Raw genomic sequence first — 22,114 nt, forward strand, 5'->3', positions numbered from 1 at the left:
GACAAAGACATGCGCAAAAACAAAGGACTGAAGCACCGGAGCGAATCCCGGAGATTCCGCGGCACGCTTTAGAAAACCGGGTCAGGCCAATAGCGCGGCCAGGTTTCGGACAACGGGCGGCAGGGAGTTTGCCGGCACGAGCCCGACCAGCGTTTTCAGGGAATAGAACCCGCTCGCCAGCATTGCGACAGATCCGATCGCCGTCGACTGCCACAAAGGCAGGAACTGGCTGCAGCAGAAGACGAGCCCCGACGCCGTGAGAAAGATCAACCCGAATTTGAGGCTGGATGTCGACCAACGAAAATCGCTCAGGCGACGGGCAATCAGGTAGACCAGCGTGCCGTGCCACAGATAAAGCCCGAAAAAGGCAGCGCCGACGCCAACTGCGCCAAACCTGGCAGCAAGCGCCCAGGCAAGCCCAAGGTGAACCGCGGTCGCCGCAGCCTCTGTCCAAAAGAAGATCGCCTGCCGGCCTTTGGCAACGGCGACGAAACCCACGGGCCAGGCGACGATCCTGAGCATCATGCCCAGGCAGATCCAGCGCAGCAGGTCCGCGGCCGCATAAAAGGCCGGGGCGTAGAACAATTGCAATGCGATCGGCGCAAAAGTCAGCGTCGCGATCACGCCCGGACCGGCAAGCAGCAGGCTGATCTGCGTCTGCTCGTTGACCAGGCGGTTGCAGGTGGCATGATCGTGGGCAACGGCAGTCAGGCGCGGATAGAAATCCGTGCCCATGGCCTGCAGGATGAAGCCGGCATAGAGGCCCCCGAGCGCCCATGCCGCTTGATATAGCCCGGCGGCAGCCATGCCGTTCGCATTGACCACGATAACGCGGATGACATAGGCGCTGCCGAATGTGAGAAAGCCGCTGGCCATGAACACGAAGCCAAGCTTCAGAAGCGCCTGCGCTTCCTGTCGGAAAGCCCGAAAAGCGAGCGGGTGGGCGAGCGGCCGGATTTTTCTGCTATACCACCATGACGCCAGCAGCGTGGCTCCCGCGACCCCGATAAGCGACGGCACGATGCCCTCGATGCCGAAAAAGTAGATCAATGGAATAGTCAGCACCGTGCTGGCAAACGCGGCGACGACGTTGACCAATGCCAGGCTGGAAATGTCCCTGAGGCCTTGGATCAAAGCCATCTGCCCTCCGGAAACGACCCGGAGGAACAGCGCGAGCGACAGAAGGGCGATGCCGAGGGCATGCTGGCTGTGGCCAAAAGTGAGATCAGCGATCGGCAGCGCCAGTGCGGCGAGCCCGATGGCTCCGACGGCCGCGAGCAGGATGGATACGCGGCTCAGCACCTCAGCGGTTCGGGCGATGCTCCTGTCGTCACCGCTCCCTGCCGCTTCGGCGATCTGGCGTACGCCGCTGGAGGGGACGCCGAGGCTTGCAACGGTCTGGGCAATGTCGCTGATCGAGCTGTAGACGCCCAGCAGCCCGACGCCTTCCGGTCCCAGCATCACGGCCACGGCCTTATTGCGGATGATGGAGAATACGATGTTGATTGCCGAGGATCCGCCGACCATGAGCGTCGATTTGAGGATCTGGGCGTAGGTGTGCGGCGGCGCACCGGCATCCTGTTCGGCCGTCATCGGGGAAGCTTCTTGCGACATATGCCATTCCGAGCCAAATGGTCATGGACCGCCGGGCGCTTCGGCCCTCTCATTGACTGGGACCTGAACGATGATTGTCGGCGGCAGGTATCTGGGCGGTGTTCTCGACGTCTGCGGATCGATTTGATGATTTGCGGGTAACGCGCACGACATCACCGGGCTCGAGCGGGGTGTTTTCGCCGGCAGCCAGTTCCTCAGCCTTGCCATTGTTCGGACGCGTAATCGTAAAGGTGAGGACGTCGTTGTCGACCGGTCCCGCGTCCGGCCCCCGTGAGAGATCCTCAAGCAACTGTCTTTGGCCCGTGTCGCGCTTGATCTTTAACTGGTCGAGGTTTGCCTGTTCATTCTGTAGCTCGGACACGACATCGCTATGCTGCCTGTCGTAGAGACCTTCGAGATTGCGCGAGGCCTCGGAAATGCCCTGCCGCGCGCGCATGGTGGCGGTTGTCAGATCCAGGCGACCGGAATAGTAGCTTCGCAGCATGCGCTCGAGATCGGCTTGACGTGACGGCAGCGCAATACCCTTTTCGACCATGGATTTGACGTTGCGAAGCTCCTTCTCGACCGATTCGACGTCGGCGTCGGCGCTCGTCGTCTTCTCGTCGAGATTTGAAATCTCGGCGGATAGCAGGTCCCGCAATTCCGCGAATGATTTGGATTGGCGGGAAAGAAGATTGGCCCGGGCAGTGAATATGGCCTGCTCCTGCCTGTAGATTGCGTCTGCAGCTTGCTTGTCGTCGCTTTCGCGCGGTTTATAGTTGAAAGTCTCGGCGCCCGACATTTCCGCCTGCAGACGCGCAATCCGAATTTCGCTGCGCAGAATGGAGTCGTCGAGACCGCGCAGATCACCGACCAGCTCGGCTTTCTGGGAGACGTTTGTCTCATGGTCGGGACGCAACACGCCACCGCTCATGGCCAGGGACTGCAAGACGATGAGCCCGTCGTGAAACCGGTATTCGCCCGGTGCCTTGACATCACCCACGACATAAACGGGTGGATAATCGATGATGGCCACGCTGATTTCGGGTGCCTGAATGAGGCCGATCCGCGCTTTCAGTTCCCGGGCGATCACCGCTGACAGCCCGTTCGTATCGAGATTTTCAACGGACACCGTGCCTATGACCGGAAGCGTGATGGTCCTGCGATCCGAGACCTGAAAGTCACCGCCGAGCGCATCCCATTTTTCATATTCGCCTTTGTTCGGGATCCACTGCACGACCGTCAATCGAATGTTTGTTTGCGGCGGCAGCATCGTCTCCGACCATGCAGGCGACTGGCCTGACAGGCCGCCAAATGCAACCATTGTAAAAACCGCAAACCACGCGCGTCTCAATCGACCGCGGCAAAATAAGTCCTCAGGCATAATGTCTCCAAGCCCAGCGCCAGATAGTGACGGCAAAGATACACCTTACATTCTGCCGACTAAACCGGCGTTGAGAAGGGCAGAATGCGCTGGTGCAGTGTCATCAATAAGGGGTAAGGAAGCAGGCAAGGATGATTTGATCGGACTTTTGATCAAGCGGAGCCGGTCAGCGGGTAGCGAGTGGCGACTCCGCCTACGACAGTGGAAAGGGGACCGGATCTCGCCTACCGCTTTTGGACTATGTCTGCCTCGGGACGAATACATCAATCGGCTGGGTTGCTGGAATTGACTGCATGCTGTGCGATTCGCTATCGAGATATCCGATAGTTTCGGGGAGGAATAGCCGGCGCAAGGTCCGGAATTTAGGTGCTTGGGGGCAATGATGAATTCTAAGTCTGATTTACCATCAGCGATTTCGGGGCGAGCGCCAGCGGCGATCGTCGCTTCTATTCGCCTCCATTCATCTCACGTATTGAAGAGCGTGTCATCGTGAAGGTATCGCACGGCCAAAGCGCCCGCAGCGGCGATGCCTTGCCCTTGAAGGCATCGCCTTTCCGAACGATGCCGCGATCCATAGGCCCCGGGGTGAACGATATGCCCGTCCGGGAAGATGCATTGCCGAGGGCTTTCATCCGTGATTGGCGGCTTGCCGTCTTCCAACCAGGGGAACTGATGAGAAACACGACATTGCTGGCGTTGACTGCGATGGTTCTTTCCAGTTGCGTGGTTGGTCCCAACTACAAGCCTCCGCACGCAGCGCTGCCGGCTCATTACTCGGAAGCAGGCCGGAAGCCGACGGACCAGGCGCCGCTTAACCCGTGGTGGGAGGCTTTCAGGGACAAAGGCCTCAATGCACTTGTCGACCAGGGGATGAACGAGAATCTCGGCGTGCGTGCTGCGCTGGAGCGCATTGCCCAAGCCCAGGCCAACGTCGTGATTGCCGGCGCCGGCGCCCTGCCCCAGGTCGATGCAGCCGCGGCAGCCACCGTCGCCGGCGCGACGAAAGCACGGACCACGACCACGCTGACAGCTGGCCTGGGTGCGTCCTGGCTGCTGGATTTCTTTGGGCAATACAGGCGAGCCAGGGAATCCGCCAGCGCGTCGCTCGATGCAGCTTATGACAATATCGGTGTTGCGCGCCTGGCTTTCTTCTCCGATCTGAGCCAATCCTATGTCGACCTCAGATACAGTCAGGAATCGATCGCGATCGCCCGCCGGAACCTCGCGTCACGGCGGGAGACCCTGAAGCTGGTCACCGACCTCAGGAATTCGGGGGCCGCTTCCCGGCTTGACGTGATCCAGGCCGAAGGTCTGGTCAACCAGACCTTGTCGGAAATTCCCGGACTCGACGCGCGTTTTCACCAGGCGGCGAACCATATTGCCACGCTCCTGGCCGTGCCAGCCGCAACGATGACGGCCAGCTTGAGCCATGGCTATGGCCAACCGGTCCCCCGCACGCCCACGGACGTCGGCATTCCGGCGGATCTCATCCGCAATCGTCCCGACATCAGGCAGGCGGAACGGCTGCTTGCCGCCGCCACGGCCGATGTCGGCGTTGCGGAAGCCCAGCTTTATCCGAGCATCGCGCTCATTGGGTCGATCAATGGATCGAAGACCTTTACCCGCAGCGCGTCCCATGGCCTGTTGTCCTGGTCGTTTGGGCCGAGCATCGATCTTCCGTTGTTTGACGGTCAGACACGTCGGGCAGAGGTCAAGATCGCCCGATCGAACATGCAGACGCAGTACATCGCCTGGAAAGCAACTGTGCTGAACGCGGTCGAAGAGGTCGAGAATGCGCAGATCGCGCTGCATCGCGACCGTCAGACGGTTGTCGCTCTGCGGCGGCTCGTCTCTTCCTACCAGGAAGCACTTGGCCTGGCGCGTGTCAGCTACAAGGCCGGGACCGCGACCGTACTGGATGTTCTTGAAGCGGAGCGCAATGTTGCGGATGCAAGAGTGTCGCTTGTTGCGGCCATCAGACAGCTCGCTGCAGACTACATTTCGTTGAATGTGGCAGTCGGAGGCGGCGCGGAACTGGGCGCGCGGAACAAGTCCGACCTCGCGCAGGCGGGTGATGAATTTTAGCGACGAGAAACAGACGAGAAACAGAAGCCGCCCCTGATCCCGGTTCATTCCGGCCGCAATGAATGGGGCTATTTGATCGTCACTTCGTCGATCGTCTAAATCGGCTTCGAAGATGGCCCTGATCGCCAGTACTGCTCGCGGCGCGGGATTTCTGGTTCAATCGCCTGCGCTCAATGGGTTCGCCAGGCGAATAACCGAGCTGCGCCCGCCATCAATACCGATGTTGCAGCATCGCGGTAACCTGGTTGAAATTCGGGTCTTGTCGATTAAAAATCACGATGCCATTGAGCGGCCGATTTCTGCGATGATGGGCAATGAGTTCCAAAAGATAGCCTTCGGATGGCGGACCTCCCGCGAGAGGACCGTCGATCATAAGGTGAAGTATGCCGGTTCTCTCGTCGAATCGGCACTCAACATCCGCATCCGTGTCAGGCGACACGATCGCATCGCCGGTCCTCAAACGTTTCGGCACGACTTGTCCCCCCTCCGAACACTGATGGATGGAGATTGTTCTAGAGCGTTTCAAAAAAATTCCAACGCCAAATTCAGTGGCGGCCTGCGTGCTTCAGCCGCATGCCCGGCGCGAAAAAGCAGATTGACACGCCCGATCGCGGAACAAGCGTGTCTCTCACGAGCCGTGCGCCGGGGCGGGTAGCCGACGTCTTTCAGGCTGCGGGCGTCTGTTCTTGTTTCAAAATGATGATGTATTATCAGCTTTTCAGCACCTGACGAAGTTGCGCCATCGGTCGAAAATGCGATGCTGGCCGGAAGGTCCAGCATGTTTATTCGCGAGCCGAAGGAACGAGGAAAGGGCTTCGTTCCGAGCGAAACAGATTGTCTCGACTTCTCCTATCCGTTTGCGTCGGGCCTGGTAGCCGGCTGAATATCCATTGGGAGGAGATCATTGATCTTGTAGGCTACTTCCGTTCGATTTGTAGCCTTGACCTTTTTCATGATGTTCCGGATATGAACCTTTACCGTGCTTTCCCGCATGTTGAGCTCGTAGGCTATGATTTTATTTGCCTTGCCTCGACGGAGAGCTTCAACCACTTCCGCTTGTCTGGCCGTGAATATGCCGTTGAGAGGGCCGGCCGTCGAGGCCGCAGTATTGATGAATTGACGCATAGCCAAAAGACAACTCGCCGGCACGAATATGCCTCCTGCCATAGCCAAAGCGATGGCCTCTATGCACACATCTATACTAACCGATGAGGGTATGTACCCCCCTGCACCACATTCGAGTACGCCTATGATTTCCGTGGGATCGTCTGAATCGGCGAGCACGATGATCGGCGTCGGGAACTCCGATGCGAGCGTTTTGATCTCATCGGCGATAATCCGGTCAGAAATCCTGGCGCTGCCGATATTGAGCAATATCGCCCCCGGCACTGTCCCGTGATCATGGTTACGACGCCACTCCTCCACGGAATCAAAGGCCAGGATGGAAACATCGGGCCGCGTCGAGGTTATGCATCGTGCAAGGCACTGCCGATCCAGAGCCCGATTGTCGATGATAACCAGCGAAGTTTCACGCGTTCCGGACACAGCTGCTGTAACAGACCCTCGAAACGGAGTGGCGAGTTCCGGTTCGATCGGTAGAATAGTAGTTCCTTTTATGCCATCCTTACTGTTTCTTGTCATCAAGTTCATGGCGTCTACTCCCATCACCAAAAACACATCACTGCACACGCTTCTAATGATTGAATCTATTAATTTTTTTATCCGCGAGCGTATCGCGGCGTTAACATTTTTGGATAAAATTTAAGTCAATTGATCGTTAGTAGATTTACACATACACTATTTTATCGAAGCTGTATAGGTTGTTTGAGTACTTAGATTACGTGTGTATGTCTACGCTTATTTCACCCATGTTCCGAGATCGCGGTATTCGTCGTGGAGTTGTTTACCCGACGATCGTGACAATGTTTGAACGGACTTGATGATACTAAAACCCGACCGATCCTTTCTCTTGAATAGGCCCGTCGATACATTGACAGACTTAAATACCATTTCACAAAGAAGCACTCTCCGTGCCGCTTTCCGGGCATCGCGGAGAATATTAGCATGATCGAAATCGCGTAATGTCTGAAGATTTCGTGTAAAAAAGGAGTAAATTCCCGCTGAGCTCGTTAATAATAATGAATTTTTACTTAACCTGCGAGCCGAAGCCGGTTTCTGTGTCGACGAAGTTGACACATCATAGGCGAGAGATCGACAATTAAGCTTATTTATCGAAGTGTAGGTTGGAGAATGGCCAGCGGACCGTACTTTTTTCGGATCTTCTCACCGCGAAGCAGCTGTCGGGCGGAAATTGGCTCGAGTAGCAGAGAGAATCGGCCGTTTTATCTTGAATTTTTCTGGCGCCGAGCAGATTTTTTTCATGCGCATACTTGTCACAGACGGGACAGGATTCATCGGCCGAGAGGTTGTACGCTCGCTATCAGGTGACATGCCGGCATGGAAAATGTGGAAATCCTCTCCTGGATTTCATCCGAAAGCGAGAAGGATAGTGCTGTCAAACCATCTCAAAGGCCGGCTCGACGATCGGATCGCAAGCCTCTTCGAACTTCAAACATGGTTAAAATCGGGGCATGGCCCGACCGATCGCACGCCGCGGGAATGTTTGCTGCGCCCCGAAAAGGGACCGACATCTGGACCTGTCGTATATCAGGCCAACAGAATGGCTCCAAATCGATACAACATGCTCTAAATTCCGGTTCCTTTCAGCACGACAAACGGTGTCTGGGCAAGAATCCATAGATCCGTGCGAAACGAGAACGTGCGTGCGTATCGGGTATCGATCTGCGCCCTTTCCGCAAATGTGCAGGCATTGCGCTTGCTCACCTGCCACAGGCCGGTCATGCCGGGGCGCAGACTGAAGTAGGCTGTATCCGGGTAGAGATTGCGCTGCTCCGGCAGCATTGGCCGGGGTCCGACAAGGCTCATGTCGCCACGCAACACATTGAACAACTGCGGAAGTTCGTCGAGAGAATATTTCCGCAGGTAGAATCCTATTCGTGTGATGCGAGGATCATTCGCGAGTTTTTGACAACGCGTCCACTCGTCCAGCGCTTCGGGACTTTTTGCCAGATGCTCGCTCAGTCGCGAGTCCGCATCCGGCACCATGGTCCGCAGCTTCCAGAGCTTGAACAGCTTGCCGTCACGCCCGACGCGTGACTGCCAAAAAAATGCCCCTCCACCGTCCAGCCTGACCAGGACGGCCAGTGCACCGACGAGTATCAACAAGAACGGCGCAGCCAAAACCGTCAGCACGACATCAAGGCATCGTTTGACAGTTGCATAATTGAGCCGCGAATATATGAATCGTGATCGGAATCCTGAAATATTGAGACCGGAAGAGTAATTTATTATCGCCCTCAGCATTTATTCCTCCCGCCTTGTTTTATTTTATTTCCGCCATTTTAAGCAAATCGAGATGAAAGCGTCTGAAGCCTGTCACTATCTTTGCTTTGGCAGCGGCATGATGAATACTGATTCTGCCCGCTGACGTTCAGCCCGCCTGCACACCGGCACGGCGCCGCCGTCAAATCTTTTCCTTGTTCCAACTCTCTACCATGGTGGGAAATCGTCGCCGGCGCGCCAGATCCAGCATCAGCCGCGCCCTGTAGAGCCGGATACGCACCAGGCAGGCAAGTGCCAGCGACCGGCTCTTGAAGCCCGAAACACGGCTGGATCGAGCGATAGCGATCACTTCACCGAGAGGGGAAGCGGCAACCAGTGCGCATGCAAACAGCCAGCTCAGCCTTGCTGTCAAACCACTTCCGACGTTTCCGAATTCGTGCGCAACATGGCGGTCCCAGCGGCGGGCCAGCTCCCCAAAGGACTTGCAGGAGGGAGTAAGGACCTTCGCTTCCTGAAGAAATGCAATTCGGTAGCCAGACCTTGTCGCTCGCTGGCCCCATTCGGTGTCCTCCATGGTCGCGATGCCGCCAAAAGGCCCAACGGCGTGGAAGACGTCTTTCCTCACCGCCATGTTGCCAGTCGCGGCAAATCCGTAGCGCTCGACATAAAGGCGGGCGCGATAACCATAGATGCTTTCGTAGGATTCTATTGCACTCGGCTTTCCCGCATCGGTCATCAGGATACCGATGTCCCCGCCCATCAGTGCGATGTCGGGACGGCCGGCCATGAATTCGATGATCGATTTGGCCCAGCCGGGCTCTGCGATGCAGTCCGCGTCGATGAAGGCCAGAAGATCGGCGCGCGCCAGTGCCGCTCCACGATTGCGCGCCGGACCTGGTCCCGGAACGATCTCCCGCTCCAGCCGAAGGTCGGCAATGCCGGCGCATGCGGCTTCCGGCATTTCCACCGAGCCGTTGTCGACGACGATGATTTCGAAGGTGGTTTCTTCGGTACGCTGCGCATCGAGCGCGTTGAGACAGCGAAGCAGATTGCCGTCCGGTTCGTTGAGATGTGGTATGACCACGCTGAGTTTCACCGGATTGTTCATGTTTTTCCCAGCAATGAATGCCTAGACATGGTCCGGCAGCTCCGGACACGCCTCTGAGAATGACTTTTCCGGTTCGTACTGTGAATATGAGCAGAGTTAAGGCTTTCGGGGGAGGTCAGGCACCCCTCCACGCGATTGGGGATAGTTTCATTCCCTGCGGCAATTCCTACCTCCCCGGTCGCAAGGCGGAAGTCCGGTTCTCCGGGATCTTGCCACGACTAAGCAGGAAGGCTGCGTGCCGAGACGACGGATATGCGCCTTGCGAGGTATCCGTGCTCGCTCGATGGATGAATCGGGCAGGATAATCTGCCCGAAAGTGCTGCACTCTCGCTCAAAAGGCTTACGTGGGGTCCGTGTGGCGCCAGCCCGAAACGCACAATGGCGGGCTATGATTGACAGCCGGATCGCTCGAAGATGTCGCGTGTCGACAGGCAAAGATGTATTCGCGTAATTGAGTGTCTCACCCATGAATAAACTGGAAATTGGCTTTTACGTCCGGGCGCTTCTGCGCCGCCTGCATGTCATTCTGGCGATCACGCTGGCGCTCCTTGTGGTGGCGACACTTGTGGTTCGCCATATGCAGCCGGTCTACAGCGCCAGCGCCAAGATTCTGGTGGAAGCACCGCAGATCCCCACCGATCTTGCCCGATCCACCGTGCCGATGGGCGGTCTGGTTCAATTGCAGGTCCTGCAACAGCAGATCACCACGCGAGACGCGCTGCTCACCCTTGCGCGAAAACTCGGTGTTTATCGCGACAGTCCCGCCCAACCTGGTGACGAGGATATCGTCCAGGATATGCGGTCCCGCATCAAGTTCGACCAACTGCAGCTCGATTCGCAGAGCCCGGAGCAGGGGATCGCCGTCTATGAAGTCTCCTTCCGTGCGAACAACGCGGCGCTGTCGGCGGATGTCGCCAATGCGCTTGTTGCGATCATACTCAACAGGAACAAGCGCGAGCGGGCCGGCCGCGCCGGCGACACGTTGCGGTTCTTCGACCAGAAAGTCGCGAGGCTTAGCGATGAGCTCAAGCGGCTGGACATCGAGAATCTGCAGTTCATGAAGTCACACAATGAAACCCTGCCCGAGAGCCTTGCTTTTCGTCGCAGCGAGCAAGGCAGTCTGCAGGACAAGCTTTCGACACTGGACCGCGAGGAATCCGAGCTCAGAATAAGCAAGAACCAGTTGATCATGACCTACACGAACACGGGCCAGATCACTGGGACAGCGCCACTGACACCGGAGCAACAGACGCTGGTGGACCTGAACCGGGCACTCGCCGAGCAACTCGCGCTGTTCACGGAGAACAGCCCGAACATCATCGCCCTTCGCGACCGGATTGCAAAGGTTCGAGAAGGCATGATCCCGTTGAAGCCGGGTGCTGTGGCGAAAGATCCCGCCAACCCGCAGAAGCCAGCCTTTGGCCTTGAACTGCAATTGCCTGTTATCGAGGAGCGATTGCAGGCGATCGCGCGGGACAAGCTCGATGCGGCCAATCGCGTCGAGGAACTGACCAAATCCATCGCTGCAACGCCCGCGACCGAAACCGAGCTGAACACGCTGCAGCGAAATCGTGAAAACATCCAGCTGCAATATAATGCAGCGATTGCGCAACGCGCGGAAGCATTGACGGGGGAGCAGATAGAGAGTCGTACCGACGGACAGCGCTTCTCCCTGCTTGAGGGCGCCATGCCACCGTCAAGACCCACCGGCCTGAAGCCCAAGATAATGATCGCCCTTGGCGGCATTGGCGGACTGGGTTTGGGGGTTGCCCTGGTGCTGCTTCTCGAGATCCTCAACAAAACGGTGCGCCGCCCCAAAGACCTCAGGAAGCTGCAGATAGAACCGCTCGGCACCGTCCCGATGATCAGGACCCCGCATGAGCGGCGTGTCTCGCGCTACATGGCTGGTGCTGCGGTCTTGCTGTCCGCCGGCGCGATCCCGGCCTCACTCATGCTGGTTCATTACTATTACGCGCCACTAGACCTGGTGTTTCGGCAACTGCTTTCGAGGCTGGTGTGAACGGAGGCCAGATTGGACACGTTCGAAGAGCACGGTGCAAACAATTCGTCAAAAGAGAAATTCAGGCCGCGAGGTAAAGACATGGAGCGAGCTCCCGCCTTGATACAGGACAGCCCTCAACTGCGCATCGCTGATCGCTCCTCGGAGCAACTGGCCGAAGCACGTGCATCCACGGTGCGGGAAAACACATGGGCCGGCCTGCAGGAAATGCGTCTCAACCCCAAGACCCTTGCCCGAAGCCGCATCATAACGGGAGATCGTTCGACGGCAGCGCATGCCGCCATCGACATGATCCGCACCAAAGTCCTGCAGACGCTGAGGCAGAATGGCTGGACATCGGTGGCAATAACCTCGCCGACGCCGGGATGCGGCAAATCGCTTGTCGCCCTCAATCTGGCGCTCAGCTTTTCCAATCAGATGGATTGCCGGACTTTGCTCCTGGACCTCGATCTCAAGCATCACCGGATAGGAGATTTACTCGACCTCGAGACGCCGTCATCCATGGAAGCCTTTCTACGTGGCGACTGCGACATGACCGCCGTCCTGCGCCGACATGAGAGGAATCTCGCGATCGGCGCCAATCGATGGCCGGTGAAATATTCCGCAGAAGTGCTGCAGAGCCGGGAGGCTGCCAGAGTCCTCAAGGAGATGCGGCAGGTATTGGCCCCCGATGTCGTCCTCTATGACCTGACATCGATGCTCCCGAACGACGACGTTACGGCATTTCTGCCGAATGTCGACTGCGCGATCCTTGTCGTGGAAGCGGGACGAACCACGTTTGAGGAGGTCGATACCTGCGAACGATATCTTTCCGACCGCACCAACGTCCTCGGCGTCGTGCTCAACAAATGCCGCCACCCGGGCAACTGAAAGAGAGTGGTTATGCGAAAGATATTGTTGGTTTATGGAACGCGCCCCGAAGCCGTGAAGATAGCGCCTTTGATCGATGAGCTGCATCGCTCGTCATTCTGCCGGCCGATCGTTGCCGTCACCGGTCAGCACCGCGAAATGCTCGACCAGGTCAACCGGCTGTTCGGCATCGAACCCAGCCACGACCTCAACATCATCACCCAGTCGCAGACGCTCGAAACGATCACGTCCCGCGTCCTTGCAGGGGTGTCGGACATTATCAGGGAGCAGAGCCCCGACGCATTGCTGGTCCAGGGGGACACCACCACCTGCTTCGCTGCGGCGCTGGCGTCTTTTTACTGCAAAATTCCGCTCATCCATCTCGAAGCGGGGTTGAGAACCGGCGACCGCCTCAACCCATTCCCTGAAGAGGTGAACCGGCGCATGACCACGCAGTTGGCAGCCTTGCACCTGGCTCCGACCCAGACGTCCAAGGCGAACCTGTTGAAGGATGGCGTCGCGGAAAAGGACATCGTCGTCACCGGCAATACGGTCATAGATGCCCTGCTGCACGTTTCGCGCCGAAATGCTCCTGTCGAGCATCCGGACCTGATCAAACTTTCCAAGGGCAGGACCGTGCTGATCACCGCGCATCGGCGTGAGTCCTGGGGTGAGCCGATGGCCCAGACTGCGCGCGCCATCGCCCGGCTGGCCAGGCAATTCCCAAGTGTCAACTTTCTCCTGCCGGCACATCTCAACCCGGCTGTCCGGTCCGTGCTTCTGCCGCCGCTCGAGGGTCTGAGAAATGTGATCGTCACGAAGCCACTCGACTATCATGATTTCATTCAGGCGATGCGGGATTGCTTCATCGTCCTGACCGACAGCGGCGGCGTCCAGGAGGAGGCTCCGACCTTCGGAAAGCCGGTGCTGGTCATGCGCGACACGACAGAGCGCCCGGAGGCGGTGGCGTCCGGCACCGCGCGCCTGATCGGCACGGACGAGGATGCCGTCTTCAAAGCGGTCGCCGAGCTTCTCGTCAACCCGCAGGCCTACGAGGCCATGGCGCGTGCCGTCAATCCTTATGGCGACGGGCATGCGGCGCGGCGTTCTGTCCAGGCCATCGAGCATTTCTTCGGACTCAGTGCACGGCCGGAGGAATTCAGCAGCATACGCAGCACCCTCGCGGCCTCGGCGACGCAACGGATCAGGCGCGTGGTGAAGATCCGGCACGCAGCAACGATCAGGATGGAGAGACAGGTGCATTTGCGCAACGAAAGCATCCCACCCGCCTGACGACTGCGGAAAGAAGACAGCACATGCAACGAGCAGGCTGCCAGCACGACAGCCTGCTTCTCTTCATTCAGATGAGGTGCGCCGATTCATGATCGTAGCGGCGCTTCCACGTCGGAATAGGTCTGGACGGCATCGGGCAGTCTTGCCCCCGCAACCTTGATTGCTGCCACCGAAGCATTGAGCTCCGCAATCTCGTCCGCCGAGAACCGGACGGAAGGCGCGCCGGCATTTTCGAGCATGTGCGGCATTTGCGTCGTGCCGGGAATGGGCACGATCCAGGGCTTCTGGGCCATCAGCCAGGCCAGAGCGATCTGGCCGGGTTGGGCTTGTTTCCGCGCCGCCCATGTCCTGGCCAGCTGCACCAGGGCAAGATTCAGGGAAATATTCTCAGGGGTGAAACGACCTTCGACACTACGAATATCCCCGGGAGCGAATTGCGTGCGGCCATCGATCGCACCGGTCAGGAAGCCGACGCCGAGTGGGCTCCAGGGCACGAAGCCGATGCCGAGTTCCTCGCAGACCGGGATGGCACCGGTCTCAGGCCCGCGCCACAGCATCGAATACTCGCTTTGTACCGCCGTCAGCGGCAAGGCCTTGTGGGCGCGGCGCAGCGTCTGCAGGCCCATTTCCGACAGGCCCCAGTGCAGCACCTTGCCTCCGGCCATCAGGTCCTTGACGGCGCCGGCGACGTCCTCGATCGGCACCTCAGGATCGACGCGGTGCTGGTAGAGCAGATCGACGCGGTCGGTTTTAAGGCGCTGGAGCATGCCTTCGACCGCCAGCTTGATATGATCAGGGCGGCTGTTGAGGCCGGGATAGCGTTCGCCGGTCTTCAGGTCGATGTTCCAGCCAAATTTCGAGGTGATCACGACCTTATCGCGGAAAGAGGCGATGCCTTCGCCGAGAATCCGCTCGACCTCGTGCGGGCCGTAGGCCTCGGCCGCGTCGAAGAACGTGATACCACGGTCAAAGGCGGCATGAATGATGCGGTGCATCTCGGTTCGTGTCGGGATCGTGGTCTGGTAGGTCCGGCTCATATTCTGCACGCCGATGCCGATGCTTGAGACCTCGAGCGAGCCGAGCTTGCGCCGGCCGATGTCCCCGCCAACGCTCACGGTGGAGCTTTCCGTTGCAGCCTTGGCCGGGGCGCCGCCGACATTGGCGGCGGCGGCCAGTGCCCCCGCTGCCAGCAGCAGGTTGCGGCGGTTCAGTTCGAGTCCTTGGGTCATATCATCATCCTTTTGTTGCTAGGTGGTGGTCGGGTTCGGCGCTTACGCCGCAGCCCGCCGGCGACATTGCAGGGCCTGGAGAACCACGAGCCCATAGTGGCCGACCACGGCGGCCAGGCCGGCAATTGCGCCGAGGCGGAGGAAGAAGCCCGTGGCATCTTCATTGAAGTCCCAGAACACGATGGTCGGGACGAGCAGCAGCCGTGAGGCAATATCCAGCTCGAGGAAGCTCAAGGCCCCGAGCACGGCGACGCCGGCGGCAAGGATCCTCAGTATGACGCGCCGGGCCTGGCTCGGCCGCGTGATCCGGGCGAGCCGTGCGGCAACGCCCAAGATGACCGGCCAGTGCATGCCGAGATGAACCGCGGCGATAATGACGACCCAATAGGCGGCGAGGATATGGAGATCGCGCGCCGTCGGGCTGCCGACTGCCAGGAAACCGAAGAGGGACCGCGAGATCAGCAGGCTGGTGATCAGCAGGGTGATCATGGTGGCAGCAAGCGTGAGGTTGAGCACCAATGTCGCCACCGGCCTCGGCTGTCGCCGGGTCCGGGAAAGGCTCCCCCACCAGCGGCGATTGAAGATATTGTGCAGGACCAGCAAGGCGAACATGGCCGTGCCGACGAGTTCATGGGTTCCGTTGTCCAGCCACCAGTAGGCCATCGCGACCATCAGCAGATCGACCGCGAAGAAATCAAGGACCAGGCGCAGCAGGAAAATCGGGCTCATGGGCTTGCCTTATTCCACCGCTGTGCCGTCGAACGCGCCCAGCGCGTCGAAAGTATAGAGGTAATTCCGTTCCGCCCGGGCGCCCGTGTGGCAGGACTGGCAGCGGGCGGTATTCTCGTCCATGTTGGCCGACTTGTCCGCCCAAAACCATTGAAACTGCCAGTCGGCGGTCCGGCGGACCTCGTCATAGTCATTGCCCCAGCCGGAGCCTTTCTGCATGACGAAATAGCGGTAGACCTTGCCGTCGCGATAATCGACGAGCACGAAATGCGTGCCGTCGGGGATGGGCTGGCCGCTCTTGACGGCCGCAAGCGCCTCTTGCGTGGTGAGGATGCGCTCGGTGACTTCACCGCGCCGGATGGTGGTGTAGTGCACGAGTTTGTCCAGGTCGGCCGGGAACTGGACCCGGTTGGATTCGGCATGGGCCGCCCAGCCGGCGAGCGAAAGGAGAAGTGCGAGAACGAAGCGGCCAAAGCTCATGAGGTCAAACCCTGTCAAAGTAGAGATGATGACAAGGTAGGCGACAACGCAGCTGGGCATTAGCCGCCGGAAACCGTATGAAGCTATTAGTTGTGCTTATTAATCACAGATTTTTGATTAGCCGTGATGCGGCAATCATTCACGGCAGCGCAGCGCCTCGATGACCACGGCGAAGGCCGGCGAGGCATGCCTGCGGTTCGGATAATAAAGGTGGTAGCCTGAGAACGGTTCACACCAGTCTCCGAGCACCCGCTCAAGGCCCCTGCCGTCGAAATATGGCGACGCCTGGTCTTCCGGCAGGTAGGCAAGGCCTAGGCCTGCAAGGGCTGCGTCGAGCCGCATGGCGATATTGTTGAAGGTGAGCTGGCCGTCAACCCGGACTTTGAGCTCCCGGCCGCAATGCTCGAATTCCCACGGGAAAATCCCGCCATGGGTGGGAAGGCGCATGTTGATGCAGTTGTGGCGCGTGAGATCCTGCGGTGTTTCCGGCCTGCCGTAGCGCGCGAGATAGTCCGGGGATCCTACCACGGCCATGCGCATGTCGCCGCTGACCTTGACCGCGATCATATCCTTGGCGACCTGCTCGCCGAGGCGGATGCCGGCATCGTAGCGTTCGGCGACAATGTCGGTCAGCCCATAGTCGACGATAACCTCGACACGGATATCCGGATATTGCGGCACCAGACGCCGGATCGCCGGGGCCAGGATGGAAATCGCGGCATGCTCGCCGGCGGTGATGCGGACGGTGCCGGACGGCTTGTCCCGCAATGCGCTGATCGCGCTCAGTTCGGCATCGATTTCCTCGAAATGCGGCCCGAGTGAGAGCCTTAGCCGCTCGCCCGCCTCGGTCGGCGAGACGCTGCGCGTGGTGCGCATCAGCAGCCGGATGCCCAGCCGCTCCTCAAGGCCGCGCACGGTCTGGCTCAGTGCCGACTGGGACACGCCGAGCTTGGCCGCCGCCTTGGTGAAGCTCTGTTCGCGCGCCACCGTCAGGAAGGCCACGAGATCGTTGAGGTTTTCCTGCGCCATTCATTAGTCCGTCTAATAGGTTCATGCAGATTATAGCAGCTAATCGAAAGCGGCCGCAAACGCTACATTCAGAGCACCAGATCAGGAACGGCCGAGCCGCCCGTCGAACCAACCGGAAAGCACTATGCTGCAGACATCCCACTCCCCGCAGCGTCCCATAAGGGCGCAATCCTCGCCWTTATTCTGATGCGCTACGTGATGATCTGAGATCAAAAATTAGGAGAAACACCATGAAAACACGTAAACTCGGAACTTTGGAAGTGTCCGCCCTGGGGCTCGGCTGTATGAGCATGAGCTCAGCCTACGGGCCTGCGGCGGACACAACCGAAATGATCAAGCTCATTCGTGCCGCCCATGACCGCGGGGTCACCTTCTTCGATACCGCCGAAGCTTATGGTCCGTTCATCAACGAGGTTCTGGTCGGCGATGCCCTCGCTCCGATCCGTGACAAGGTGGTGATCGCCACCAAATTCGGGTTCGATATCGATCTCGAAACCGGCGCACGGACCGGCGGCACCAACAGCCGCCCTGAGCATATCAAGGCGGTGGCTGAGGCCTGCCTCAAGCGGCTCAAGACTGACCATATCGATCTTTTCTATCAGCACCGTGTCGATCCGAATGTGCCTATCGAGGACGTCGCCGGCGCCATCAAGGATCTGGTCGCTGCAGGCAAGGTCAGGCATTACGGCCTGTCGGAAGCCGGTGTCGGCACGATCGGTCGCGCCCACGCCGTTCATCCGCTTGCCGCCGTGCAGAGCGAATATTCGCTGTTCTGGCGCGGCCCGGAAGCGGAGTTGCTGCCCACGCTCGAGGCGCTCGGCATCGGCTTCGTGCCGTTCAGCCCGCTTGGCGCCGGCTTCCTGACCGGGAAGATCGACGAGAACACCAGGTTCGACCCGACCGACTTCCGCAATCACGTGCCGCGGTTCTCGCCGGAAGCCCGCAAGGCCAACATGGCACTGGTCGATATTGCCAAGGCCGTGGCCGAACGCAAGGGTGCGACGCCGGCGCAAGTCGCCCTCGCCTGGCTGCTTGCGCAGAAACCGTGGATCGTGCCGATTCCGGGCACGACCAAGCTGCATCGCCTCGAGGAAAACCTCGGTGCGGTCGAGCTTGAGCTCACCGCGGCCGACCTCGCGGAGATTGCCGCCGGCCTGGCCAAGGTGGAGGTGCAGGGTGAACGTCTGCCGAAAGCCGTGCTTAAGATGACAGGCCTTTAAGATGCCGAAGAGGGTTACTTCGGACAGCAAACCTACCATCACGCGGCGGGACGGGCTCAAAGGAGCCCTCCTCTTCGGCATGACCGCCGGTCTGGCCTCGGCCGGAGATCCGGCTAACGCCCAGGCCTCCTGCCAAAGCAAGGTGCTTGTCGCCTATCTCACGCGCTCCGGCAACACCCGCGTTATCGCGGGCCAGATCAGCCGGGCGCTGGAGGCCGACCTGTTTGAGATCGAAACCGCCAAGCCTTACCCGGCCGACTATATGCAAATGGTCGCACAGGCGGAGCGCGAGCGGCAGGAAGACTTCGAGCCGCCGCTCAAAGCGACGGTTCCGAACCTTCAGGCCTATGACACGATCTTTCTGGGCTTTCCGATATGGGGCGAAACCGCCCCATCGGTCATCCGCTCATTCCTGAGCAGGCACGACCTGACCGGCAAGACGGTGCGGCCCTTTGTCACTCATGGCGGCTATGGCGTCGGCTCGAGCCTCAGCGTACTTGCCGAGCATGCGCCGGGCGCGTGCATCGAGCCTCCGTTTGTCATGGAAGCAGACCAGGAACGGCGGACGATGATTGAGGTTTGGGGCTGGCTCAGCAAAGTCGAGTAGGTCACCCGACTGCATAGATTTGCGTGGTCTCGACGTGACAGTCGTGCGGAAGAACGGCTTATGCTATTCCCAGATACCACCTTCGGATTTCATAGCCAGCCAACGGCCGTCCACGAAAGCGTATTCGATCGTAAATTGCACATTCCACAGTTTGCCGCTGCCATGGAATGTAACACGGGCTCCGCTTCCGCGAACTCTCAGCGCATATCAACGAGCAGTGGCCGTTGAGCATTCATAGAGAACTTTGTCCCCGGATATATCGTACCCGGCAAGGCTGACATCGTAGCCCCATAGGCGGCGTATATGCGCAAGGGTCGCGTCGCGGGTTTTTTCGTCCAGAAGCACGCCGTTTTTTACCGTTTGCCGCAAACGCAGCTGGCGATCTCCCAGCAGATCGACGTCGACCACTTGAATGTCCGGCCGGCTCGTGCCGGGATCATAGTTTCGCGCCAGCGCCGAACGGACGGCGGAGTAGCCCTGCTCGTTATGGATGAACTTGACTTCGCAAAACCTGTCGCGGCTGCGGTCGGACAGTTGGAACAGGCGGAACTTGCGCATCAAGGCGGGACTGAGATATTGCAGGATGAAGGACTCGTCGCGGTGGTTCGCCCAGGCATCGATGAGTGTGCCTCGCCAGTCGCCATTGCCTGCAATGTCGGGAAACCACTCCCGGTCCTCCGAAGTCGGTAGCGTGCAGATCCGCTCGATATCCTGCATCATCGCAAAGCCCAAAGCATAGGGGTTGATGCCGGAGTAGCGCGGGTCGTCGAAACCCGGCTGGAACACCACATTGGCGTGGCTCGCCAACAGTTCCAGCATCGCCCCCTCGCTGATCTTGCCCTGGTCGAACAGCCTGTTGAGGATCGTGTAATGCACGAACGTCGCGCAGCCCTCATTCATCACCTTGGTCTGGGCCTGCGGGTAGAAATATTGCGCGATCACACGAACGATCCGCAAAATCTCCCGCTGCCAGGACCCGAGAATGAGGCTGTTCTTCTCGATGAAATAGAGCAGGTTCTCTTCGGGGAGATTGAGCTTGCCTTTCCGCTCCGATGCTTCGCGCTCGACGGCTTCCATGTCGCGGGCACCGCCCGTTTCAGGCAGCGTCCGCCATAGATCATTGTACGTCTGCTCCTCATATTCCAGCCGTTCCCGCGCCCGTTCCCTGACCTTCTCCGACGAAAGACGGGGCGGCCGGCGGTAATGAAAGACGCCGTGATCCATGAGGGCGTGCGCGGAATCGAGAATTTCCTCGACAGCATTGAGACCGTGCCGCTCCTCGCAGCTGGCAATATATTTCTTGGCAAAGTCCATATAGCCGAGGATCGCCCCAGCATCGGTCCATTGCCGGAACAGATAGTTGTTCTTGAAGAAGTGATTGTGGCCGAAGGCCGCGTGTGCCGTCACCAGTGTCTGCATCGGCATGGTGTTTTCTTCCATGAGATAGGTGATGCAGGGGTTTGAATTGATGACCAGCTCATAGGCCAGCCCACGCTGGCCCTTGCGATAAAGCTGATTTTCGAAGGCGAACCTCTTGCCGAAGGACCAGTGCTGGTACATCAGCGGCATGCCGATAGAGGAATAGGCATCGAGCATTTGCTCGGACGAAATGATCTCGATCTGGTTCGGGTAGACGTCGAGCCCCATCTCCTCAATTGCGATCGTCTCGATCGCATCATAGGAGCGCGAAAGTGTTTCGAAATTCCAATCCGAGCCGTCGAACAGCAAGTTTGATGCGGCGCGCTTCACCATTCGCCTACCTCTGCCTCATTGCAACGGGCTGATGACGGGCAAAGAGCGCTCGGAACACCGGATAGATATCGGCTGGCTTCGATATCCGCGTCATTTGAAAATTCGGTATGCTGCCGTGGACCGTGCGGTAGGCGCGCCACAGAGACGTGCCGTTGTCGGTCGTCCCGAATATGTCGCTCTCGCGCTCGTCGATGATCTCGACATAGGCGTAGTACTGACAGAGTTTCATCAGCGATTCACGCAGGAGATGCGCACAGCGTTCCGAGTCGCCTGTCGCATTGTCGCCGTCGGAGGCCTGGGCCGCATAGATGTTCCAGATGTTCGGTGGATAGCGGTCCTGCACGATACGCTGCATCTCCTCAAGTGCGGACGAGACCACCGTGCCGCCGCTCTGCTTGTCGAAGAAAAACGTCTGCTCATCGACCTCTCGCGCTTCTTCGGTATGGCGGATGAAGACGATTTCGATCCGTTCGTAGCGACGCTTGAGGAAGAGGTGCAGCAAAACGAAGAAGCGTTTGGCCAGGTCCTTTTCGCGTTCGCCCATCGAAGCCGACACATCCATCAGGCAGAACATCACGGCATTCGCGTTCGGCAGCGGCTGCTTTTCGAAGCGATTGAACCGCACATCAAGCGGATCGACATAGGCGATGCGCTGGCGCTTCCGTTTCAAGAGGTCGAGTTCGTCACGCAGGACCTGCAGTTTTTGACGTTGCGCCTGCGACAGCTTTCCTTTGCTTTCGAGTTCCGCGATCTGGTCGAGGATTTCCTGGAATTCGCGTTCGCTGGGACGCCGGAGCGCGACGCGACGCCCGAAGCTGTTGCGCATGGTGCGACCGACATTGATATTGGTCGGCGTTCCCGATGTCGTGAAACCGACACGACGCGACTTGAAGATGACCGTTTCCTTGAGACTGAGCTTGACCATATCGGGGAGTTCGAGATCCTCGAAGAAAAGATCGAGCACCTCGTCGCGGGACAGGACAAAGATAAAATCGTCGTCGCCGCCGGCCTTCCCGCTGTCGGCATTGCCCTGACCGCCGCCGCTATCTGTTTCCGGCTTAGGCAGCTTGTCCCCGGGCGAAAATTCTTCGTTGCCGGGGAGCACATAGTCCCGGTCTCCGCTCCTGATGGAAGGCCGGAAGCTTGGCTCATCGGCACCGCGTCTCGGCATGGGCACGCCATGGGCGGCATCCACGTCTGTGATTTTGTCCGACTTCACCCGGTCCCTGATCGCCCGCTTGACCTGCTCATGGACCCTTCTCAGGAAGCGCTGCCTGTTCCCGAGACTCTTGTCCTTCGGGTTCAGCCGGCGGTCGATGAAATTCGGCATTGGCCTGCCTCCCCTTGGACAGTGCTCAGCAGGCTCCGGAAAA

General features: G+C 59.0%; 18 protein-coding genes. 7 read left to right on the forward strand and 11 right to left on the reverse strand.

Translation table 11 applies throughout. The features are described 5' to 3' along the window. Positions 1 to 81 precede the first annotated feature (81 nt). Positions 82 to 1,593, reverse strand: coding sequence for an O-antigen translocase (locus AC1D06_RS17935; RefSeq protein ID WP_477987291.1), 1,512 nt, complete (start codon positions 1,591 to 1,593; stop codon positions 82 to 84). A gap of 70 nt (positions 1,594 to 1,663) precedes the next feature. Further along, positions 1,664 to 2,917: a polysaccharide biosynthesis/export family protein gene (locus AC1D06_RS17940; RefSeq protein WP_477987292.1), complete on the reverse strand. Its 1,254-nt coding sequence runs from the start codon at positions 2,915 to 2,917 to the stop codon at positions 1,664 to 1,666. Between the two features lie 732 nt (positions 2,918 to 3,649). Between AC1D06_RS17940 and AC1D06_RS17945 the strand changes: the two genes are divergently transcribed. Together AC1D06_RS17945 and AC1D06_RS17950 are read left to right on the forward strand one after the other, a co-directional pair. Next, positions 3,650 to 5,062, forward strand: a complete 1,413-nt coding sequence (locus AC1D06_RS17945; protein ID WP_477987293.1) for an efflux transporter outer membrane subunit — start codon at positions 3,650 to 3,652, stop codon at positions 5,060 to 5,062. A gap of 112 nt (positions 5,063 to 5,174) precedes the next feature. After that, positions 5,175 to 5,717, forward strand: a complete 543-nt coding sequence (locus AC1D06_RS17950) for a hypothetical protein (protein ID WP_477987294.1) — start codon at positions 5,175 to 5,177, stop codon at positions 5,715 to 5,717. Between the two features lie 194 nt (positions 5,718 to 5,911). Here the strand turns inward: AC1D06_RS17950 and AC1D06_RS17955 are convergent, their stop codons facing one another. From AC1D06_RS17955 to AC1D06_RS17965, 3 genes are all read right to left on the reverse strand, one after another. Continuing rightward, positions 5,912 to 6,712 carry a LuxR C-terminal-related transcriptional regulator gene (locus AC1D06_RS17955; protein ID WP_477987296.1) on the reverse strand — a complete coding sequence of 267 codons (801 nt, stop codon included), beginning with the start codon at positions 6,710 to 6,712 and terminating at the stop codon, positions 5,912 to 5,914. A gap of 1,056 nt (positions 6,713 to 7,768) precedes the next feature. After that, positions 7,769 to 8,446 (reverse strand): sugar transferase, encoded by a 678-nt coding sequence (locus tag AC1D06_RS17960; RefSeq protein WP_477881591.1) that lies wholly within the window; start codon positions 8,444 to 8,446, stop codon positions 7,769 to 7,771. A gap of 160 nt (positions 8,447 to 8,606) precedes the next feature. After that, positions 8,607 to 9,533: a glycosyltransferase family 2 protein gene (locus tag AC1D06_RS17965; protein ID WP_477987297.1), complete on the reverse strand. Its 927-nt coding sequence runs from the start codon at positions 9,531 to 9,533 to the stop codon at positions 8,607 to 8,609. A 466-nt stretch (positions 9,534 to 9,999) separates the two neighbouring features. On the opposite strand from AC1D06_RS17965, the gene AC1D06_RS17970 reads away from it, so the two are divergent. From AC1D06_RS17970 to wecB, 3 genes are all read left to right on the forward strand, one after another. Continuing rightward, positions 10,000 to 11,553, forward strand: a complete 1,554-nt coding sequence (locus AC1D06_RS17970; RefSeq protein WP_477987298.1) for a GumC family protein — start codon at positions 10,000 to 10,002, stop codon at positions 11,551 to 11,553. Between the two features lie 81 nt (positions 11,554 to 11,634). Next, entirely contained in the window at positions 11,635 to 12,423 is a 789-nt protein-coding gene (locus tag AC1D06_RS17975) for a CpsD/CapB family tyrosine-protein kinase (protein WP_477987299.1), read from the forward strand. Between the two features lie 12 nt (positions 12,424 to 12,435). After that, positions 12,436 to 13,695: a non-hydrolyzing UDP-N-acetylglucosamine 2-epimerase gene (wecB, locus tag AC1D06_RS17980; RefSeq protein WP_477881600.1), complete on the forward strand. Its 1,260-nt coding sequence runs from the start codon at positions 12,436 to 12,438 to the stop codon at positions 13,693 to 13,695. 86 nt (positions 13,696 to 13,781) lie between these two features. Here the strand turns inward: wecB and AC1D06_RS17985 are convergent, their stop codons facing one another. The 4 genes from AC1D06_RS17985 to AC1D06_RS18000 all read right to left on the reverse strand — a co-directional run bounded on the left by AC1D06_RS17985 (position 13,782) and on the right by AC1D06_RS18000 (position 17,162). Further along, complete coding sequence (locus tag AC1D06_RS17985; RefSeq protein ID WP_477987300.1) at positions 13,782 to 14,924, reverse strand: aldo/keto reductase; 1,143 nt, start codon at positions 14,922 to 14,924, stop codon at positions 13,782 to 13,784. A gap of 42 nt (positions 14,925 to 14,966) precedes the next feature. Then, positions 14,967 to 15,653: a DUF4405 domain-containing protein gene (locus AC1D06_RS17990; RefSeq protein WP_477987301.1), complete on the reverse strand. Its 687-nt coding sequence runs from the start codon at positions 15,651 to 15,653 to the stop codon at positions 14,967 to 14,969. Positions 15,654 to 15,662: 9 nt separating this feature from the next. Beyond that, the gene (locus AC1D06_RS17995) at positions 15,663 to 16,133 is read right to left on the reverse strand and encodes a cytochrome P460 family protein (protein WP_477881606.1); all 471 of its coding nucleotides are present in this window, start codon (positions 16,131 to 16,133) and stop codon (positions 15,663 to 15,665) included. A gap of 135 nt (positions 16,134 to 16,268) precedes the next feature. Then, positions 16,269 to 17,162, reverse strand: coding sequence for a LysR family transcriptional regulator (locus AC1D06_RS18000; RefSeq protein WP_477987303.1), 894 nt, complete (start codon positions 17,160 to 17,162; stop codon positions 16,269 to 16,271). A 230-nt stretch (positions 17,163 to 17,392) separates the two neighbouring features. Between AC1D06_RS18000 and AC1D06_RS18005 the strand changes: the two genes are divergently transcribed. Both AC1D06_RS18005 and AC1D06_RS18010 read left to right on the forward strand, forming a co-directional pair. Then, positions 17,393 to 18,382 (forward strand): aldo/keto reductase, encoded by a 990-nt coding sequence (locus AC1D06_RS18005; RefSeq protein ID WP_477987305.1) that lies wholly within the window; start codon positions 17,393 to 17,395, stop codon positions 18,380 to 18,382. Between the two features lie 79 nt (positions 18,383 to 18,461). Then, the gene (locus AC1D06_RS18010; protein WP_477881611.1) at positions 18,462 to 18,989 is read left to right on the forward strand and encodes a flavodoxin; all 528 of its coding nucleotides are present in this window, start codon (positions 18,462 to 18,464) and stop codon (positions 18,987 to 18,989) included. Positions 18,990 to 19,196: 207 nt separating this feature from the next. Here the strand turns inward: AC1D06_RS18010 and AC1D06_RS18015 are convergent, their stop codons facing one another. Continuing rightward, positions 19,197 to 20,741 (reverse strand): SpoVR family protein, encoded by a 1,545-nt coding sequence (locus tag AC1D06_RS18015; protein WP_477987306.1) that lies wholly within the window; start codon positions 20,739 to 20,741, stop codon positions 19,197 to 19,199. Positions 20,742 to 20,745: 4 nt separating this feature from the next. After that, positions 20,746 to 22,071, reverse strand: coding sequence for a YeaH/YhbH family protein (locus AC1D06_RS18020; protein WP_477987307.1), 1,326 nt, complete (start codon positions 22,069 to 22,071; stop codon positions 20,746 to 20,748). Positions 22,072 to 22,114 lie beyond the last annotated feature (43 nt).

The sequence above is a fragment of the Rhizobium sp. P2_G2 genome, from assembly GCF_056403555.1.

What these genes read in the sequence shown, in the direction of transcription:
- wecB (WP_477881600.1), top strand. Translation starts at nt 12,436, where the DNA reads ATGCGAAAGATATTGTTGGTTTATGGAACGCGCCCCGAAGCCGTGAAG.
- AC1D06_RS17950 (WP_477987294.1), top strand. Translation starts at nt 5,175, where the DNA reads ATGGCCCTGATCGCCAGTACTGCTCGCGGCGCGGGATTTCTGGTTCAA.
- AC1D06_RS17990 (WP_477987301.1), bottom strand. Translation starts at nt 15,653, where the DNA reads ATGAGCCCGATTTTCCTGCTGCGCCTGGTCCTTGATTTCTTCGCGGTC.
- AC1D06_RS17945 (WP_477987293.1), top strand. Translation starts at nt 3,650, where the DNA reads ATGAGAAACACGACATTGCTGGCGTTGACTGCGATGGTTCTTTCCAGT.
- AC1D06_RS18000 (WP_477987303.1), bottom strand. Translation starts at nt 17,162, where the DNA reads ATGGCGCAGGAAAACCTCAACGATCTCGTGGCCTTCCTGACGGTGGCG.
- AC1D06_RS17975 (WP_477987299.1), top strand. Translation starts at nt 11,635, where the DNA reads ATGGAGCGAGCTCCCGCCTTGATACAGGACAGCCCTCAACTGCGCATC.
- AC1D06_RS18005 (WP_477987305.1), top strand. Translation starts at nt 17,393, where the DNA reads ATGAAAACACGTAAACTCGGAACTTTGGAAGTGTCCGCCCTGGGGCTC.
- AC1D06_RS18010 (WP_477881611.1), top strand. Translation starts at nt 18,462, where the DNA reads ATGACCGCCGGTCTGGCCTCGGCCGGAGATCCGGCTAACGCCCAGGCC.
- AC1D06_RS17970 (WP_477987298.1), top strand. Translation starts at nt 10,000, where the DNA reads ATGAATAAACTGGAAATTGGCTTTTACGTCCGGGCGCTTCTGCGCCGC.
- AC1D06_RS17985 (WP_477987300.1), bottom strand. Translation starts at nt 14,924, where the DNA reads ATGACCCAAGGACTCGAACTGAACCGCCGCAACCTGCTGCTGGCAGCG.
- AC1D06_RS18020 (WP_477987307.1), bottom strand. Translation starts at nt 22,071, where the DNA reads ATGCCGAATTTCATCGACCGCCGGCTGAACCCGAAGGACAAGAGTCTC.
- AC1D06_RS17995 (WP_477881606.1), bottom strand. Translation starts at nt 16,133, where the DNA reads ATGAGCTTTGGCCGCTTCGTTCTCGCACTTCTCCTTTCGCTCGCCGGC.
- AC1D06_RS17965 (WP_477987297.1), bottom strand. Translation starts at nt 9,533, where the DNA reads ATGAACAATCCGGTGAAACTCAGCGTGGTCATACCACATCTCAACGAA.
- AC1D06_RS17940 (WP_477987292.1), bottom strand. Translation starts at nt 2,917, where the DNA reads ATGGTTGCATTTGGCGGCCTGTCAGGCCAGTCGCCTGCATGGTCGGAG.
- AC1D06_RS17955 (WP_477987296.1), bottom strand. Translation starts at nt 6,712, where the DNA reads ATGAACTTGATGACAAGAAACAGTAAGGATGGCATAAAAGGAACTACT.
- AC1D06_RS17960 (WP_477881591.1), bottom strand. Translation starts at nt 8,446, where the DNA reads ATGCTGAGGGCGATAATAAATTACTCTTCCGGTCTCAATATTTCAGGA.
- AC1D06_RS17935 (WP_477987291.1), bottom strand. Translation starts at nt 1,593, where the DNA reads ATGACGGCCGAACAGGATGCCGGTGCGCCGCCGCACACCTACGCCCAG.
- AC1D06_RS18015 (WP_477987306.1), bottom strand. Translation starts at nt 20,741, where the DNA reads ATGGTGAAGCGCGCCGCATCAAACTTGCTGTTCGACGGCTCGGATTGG.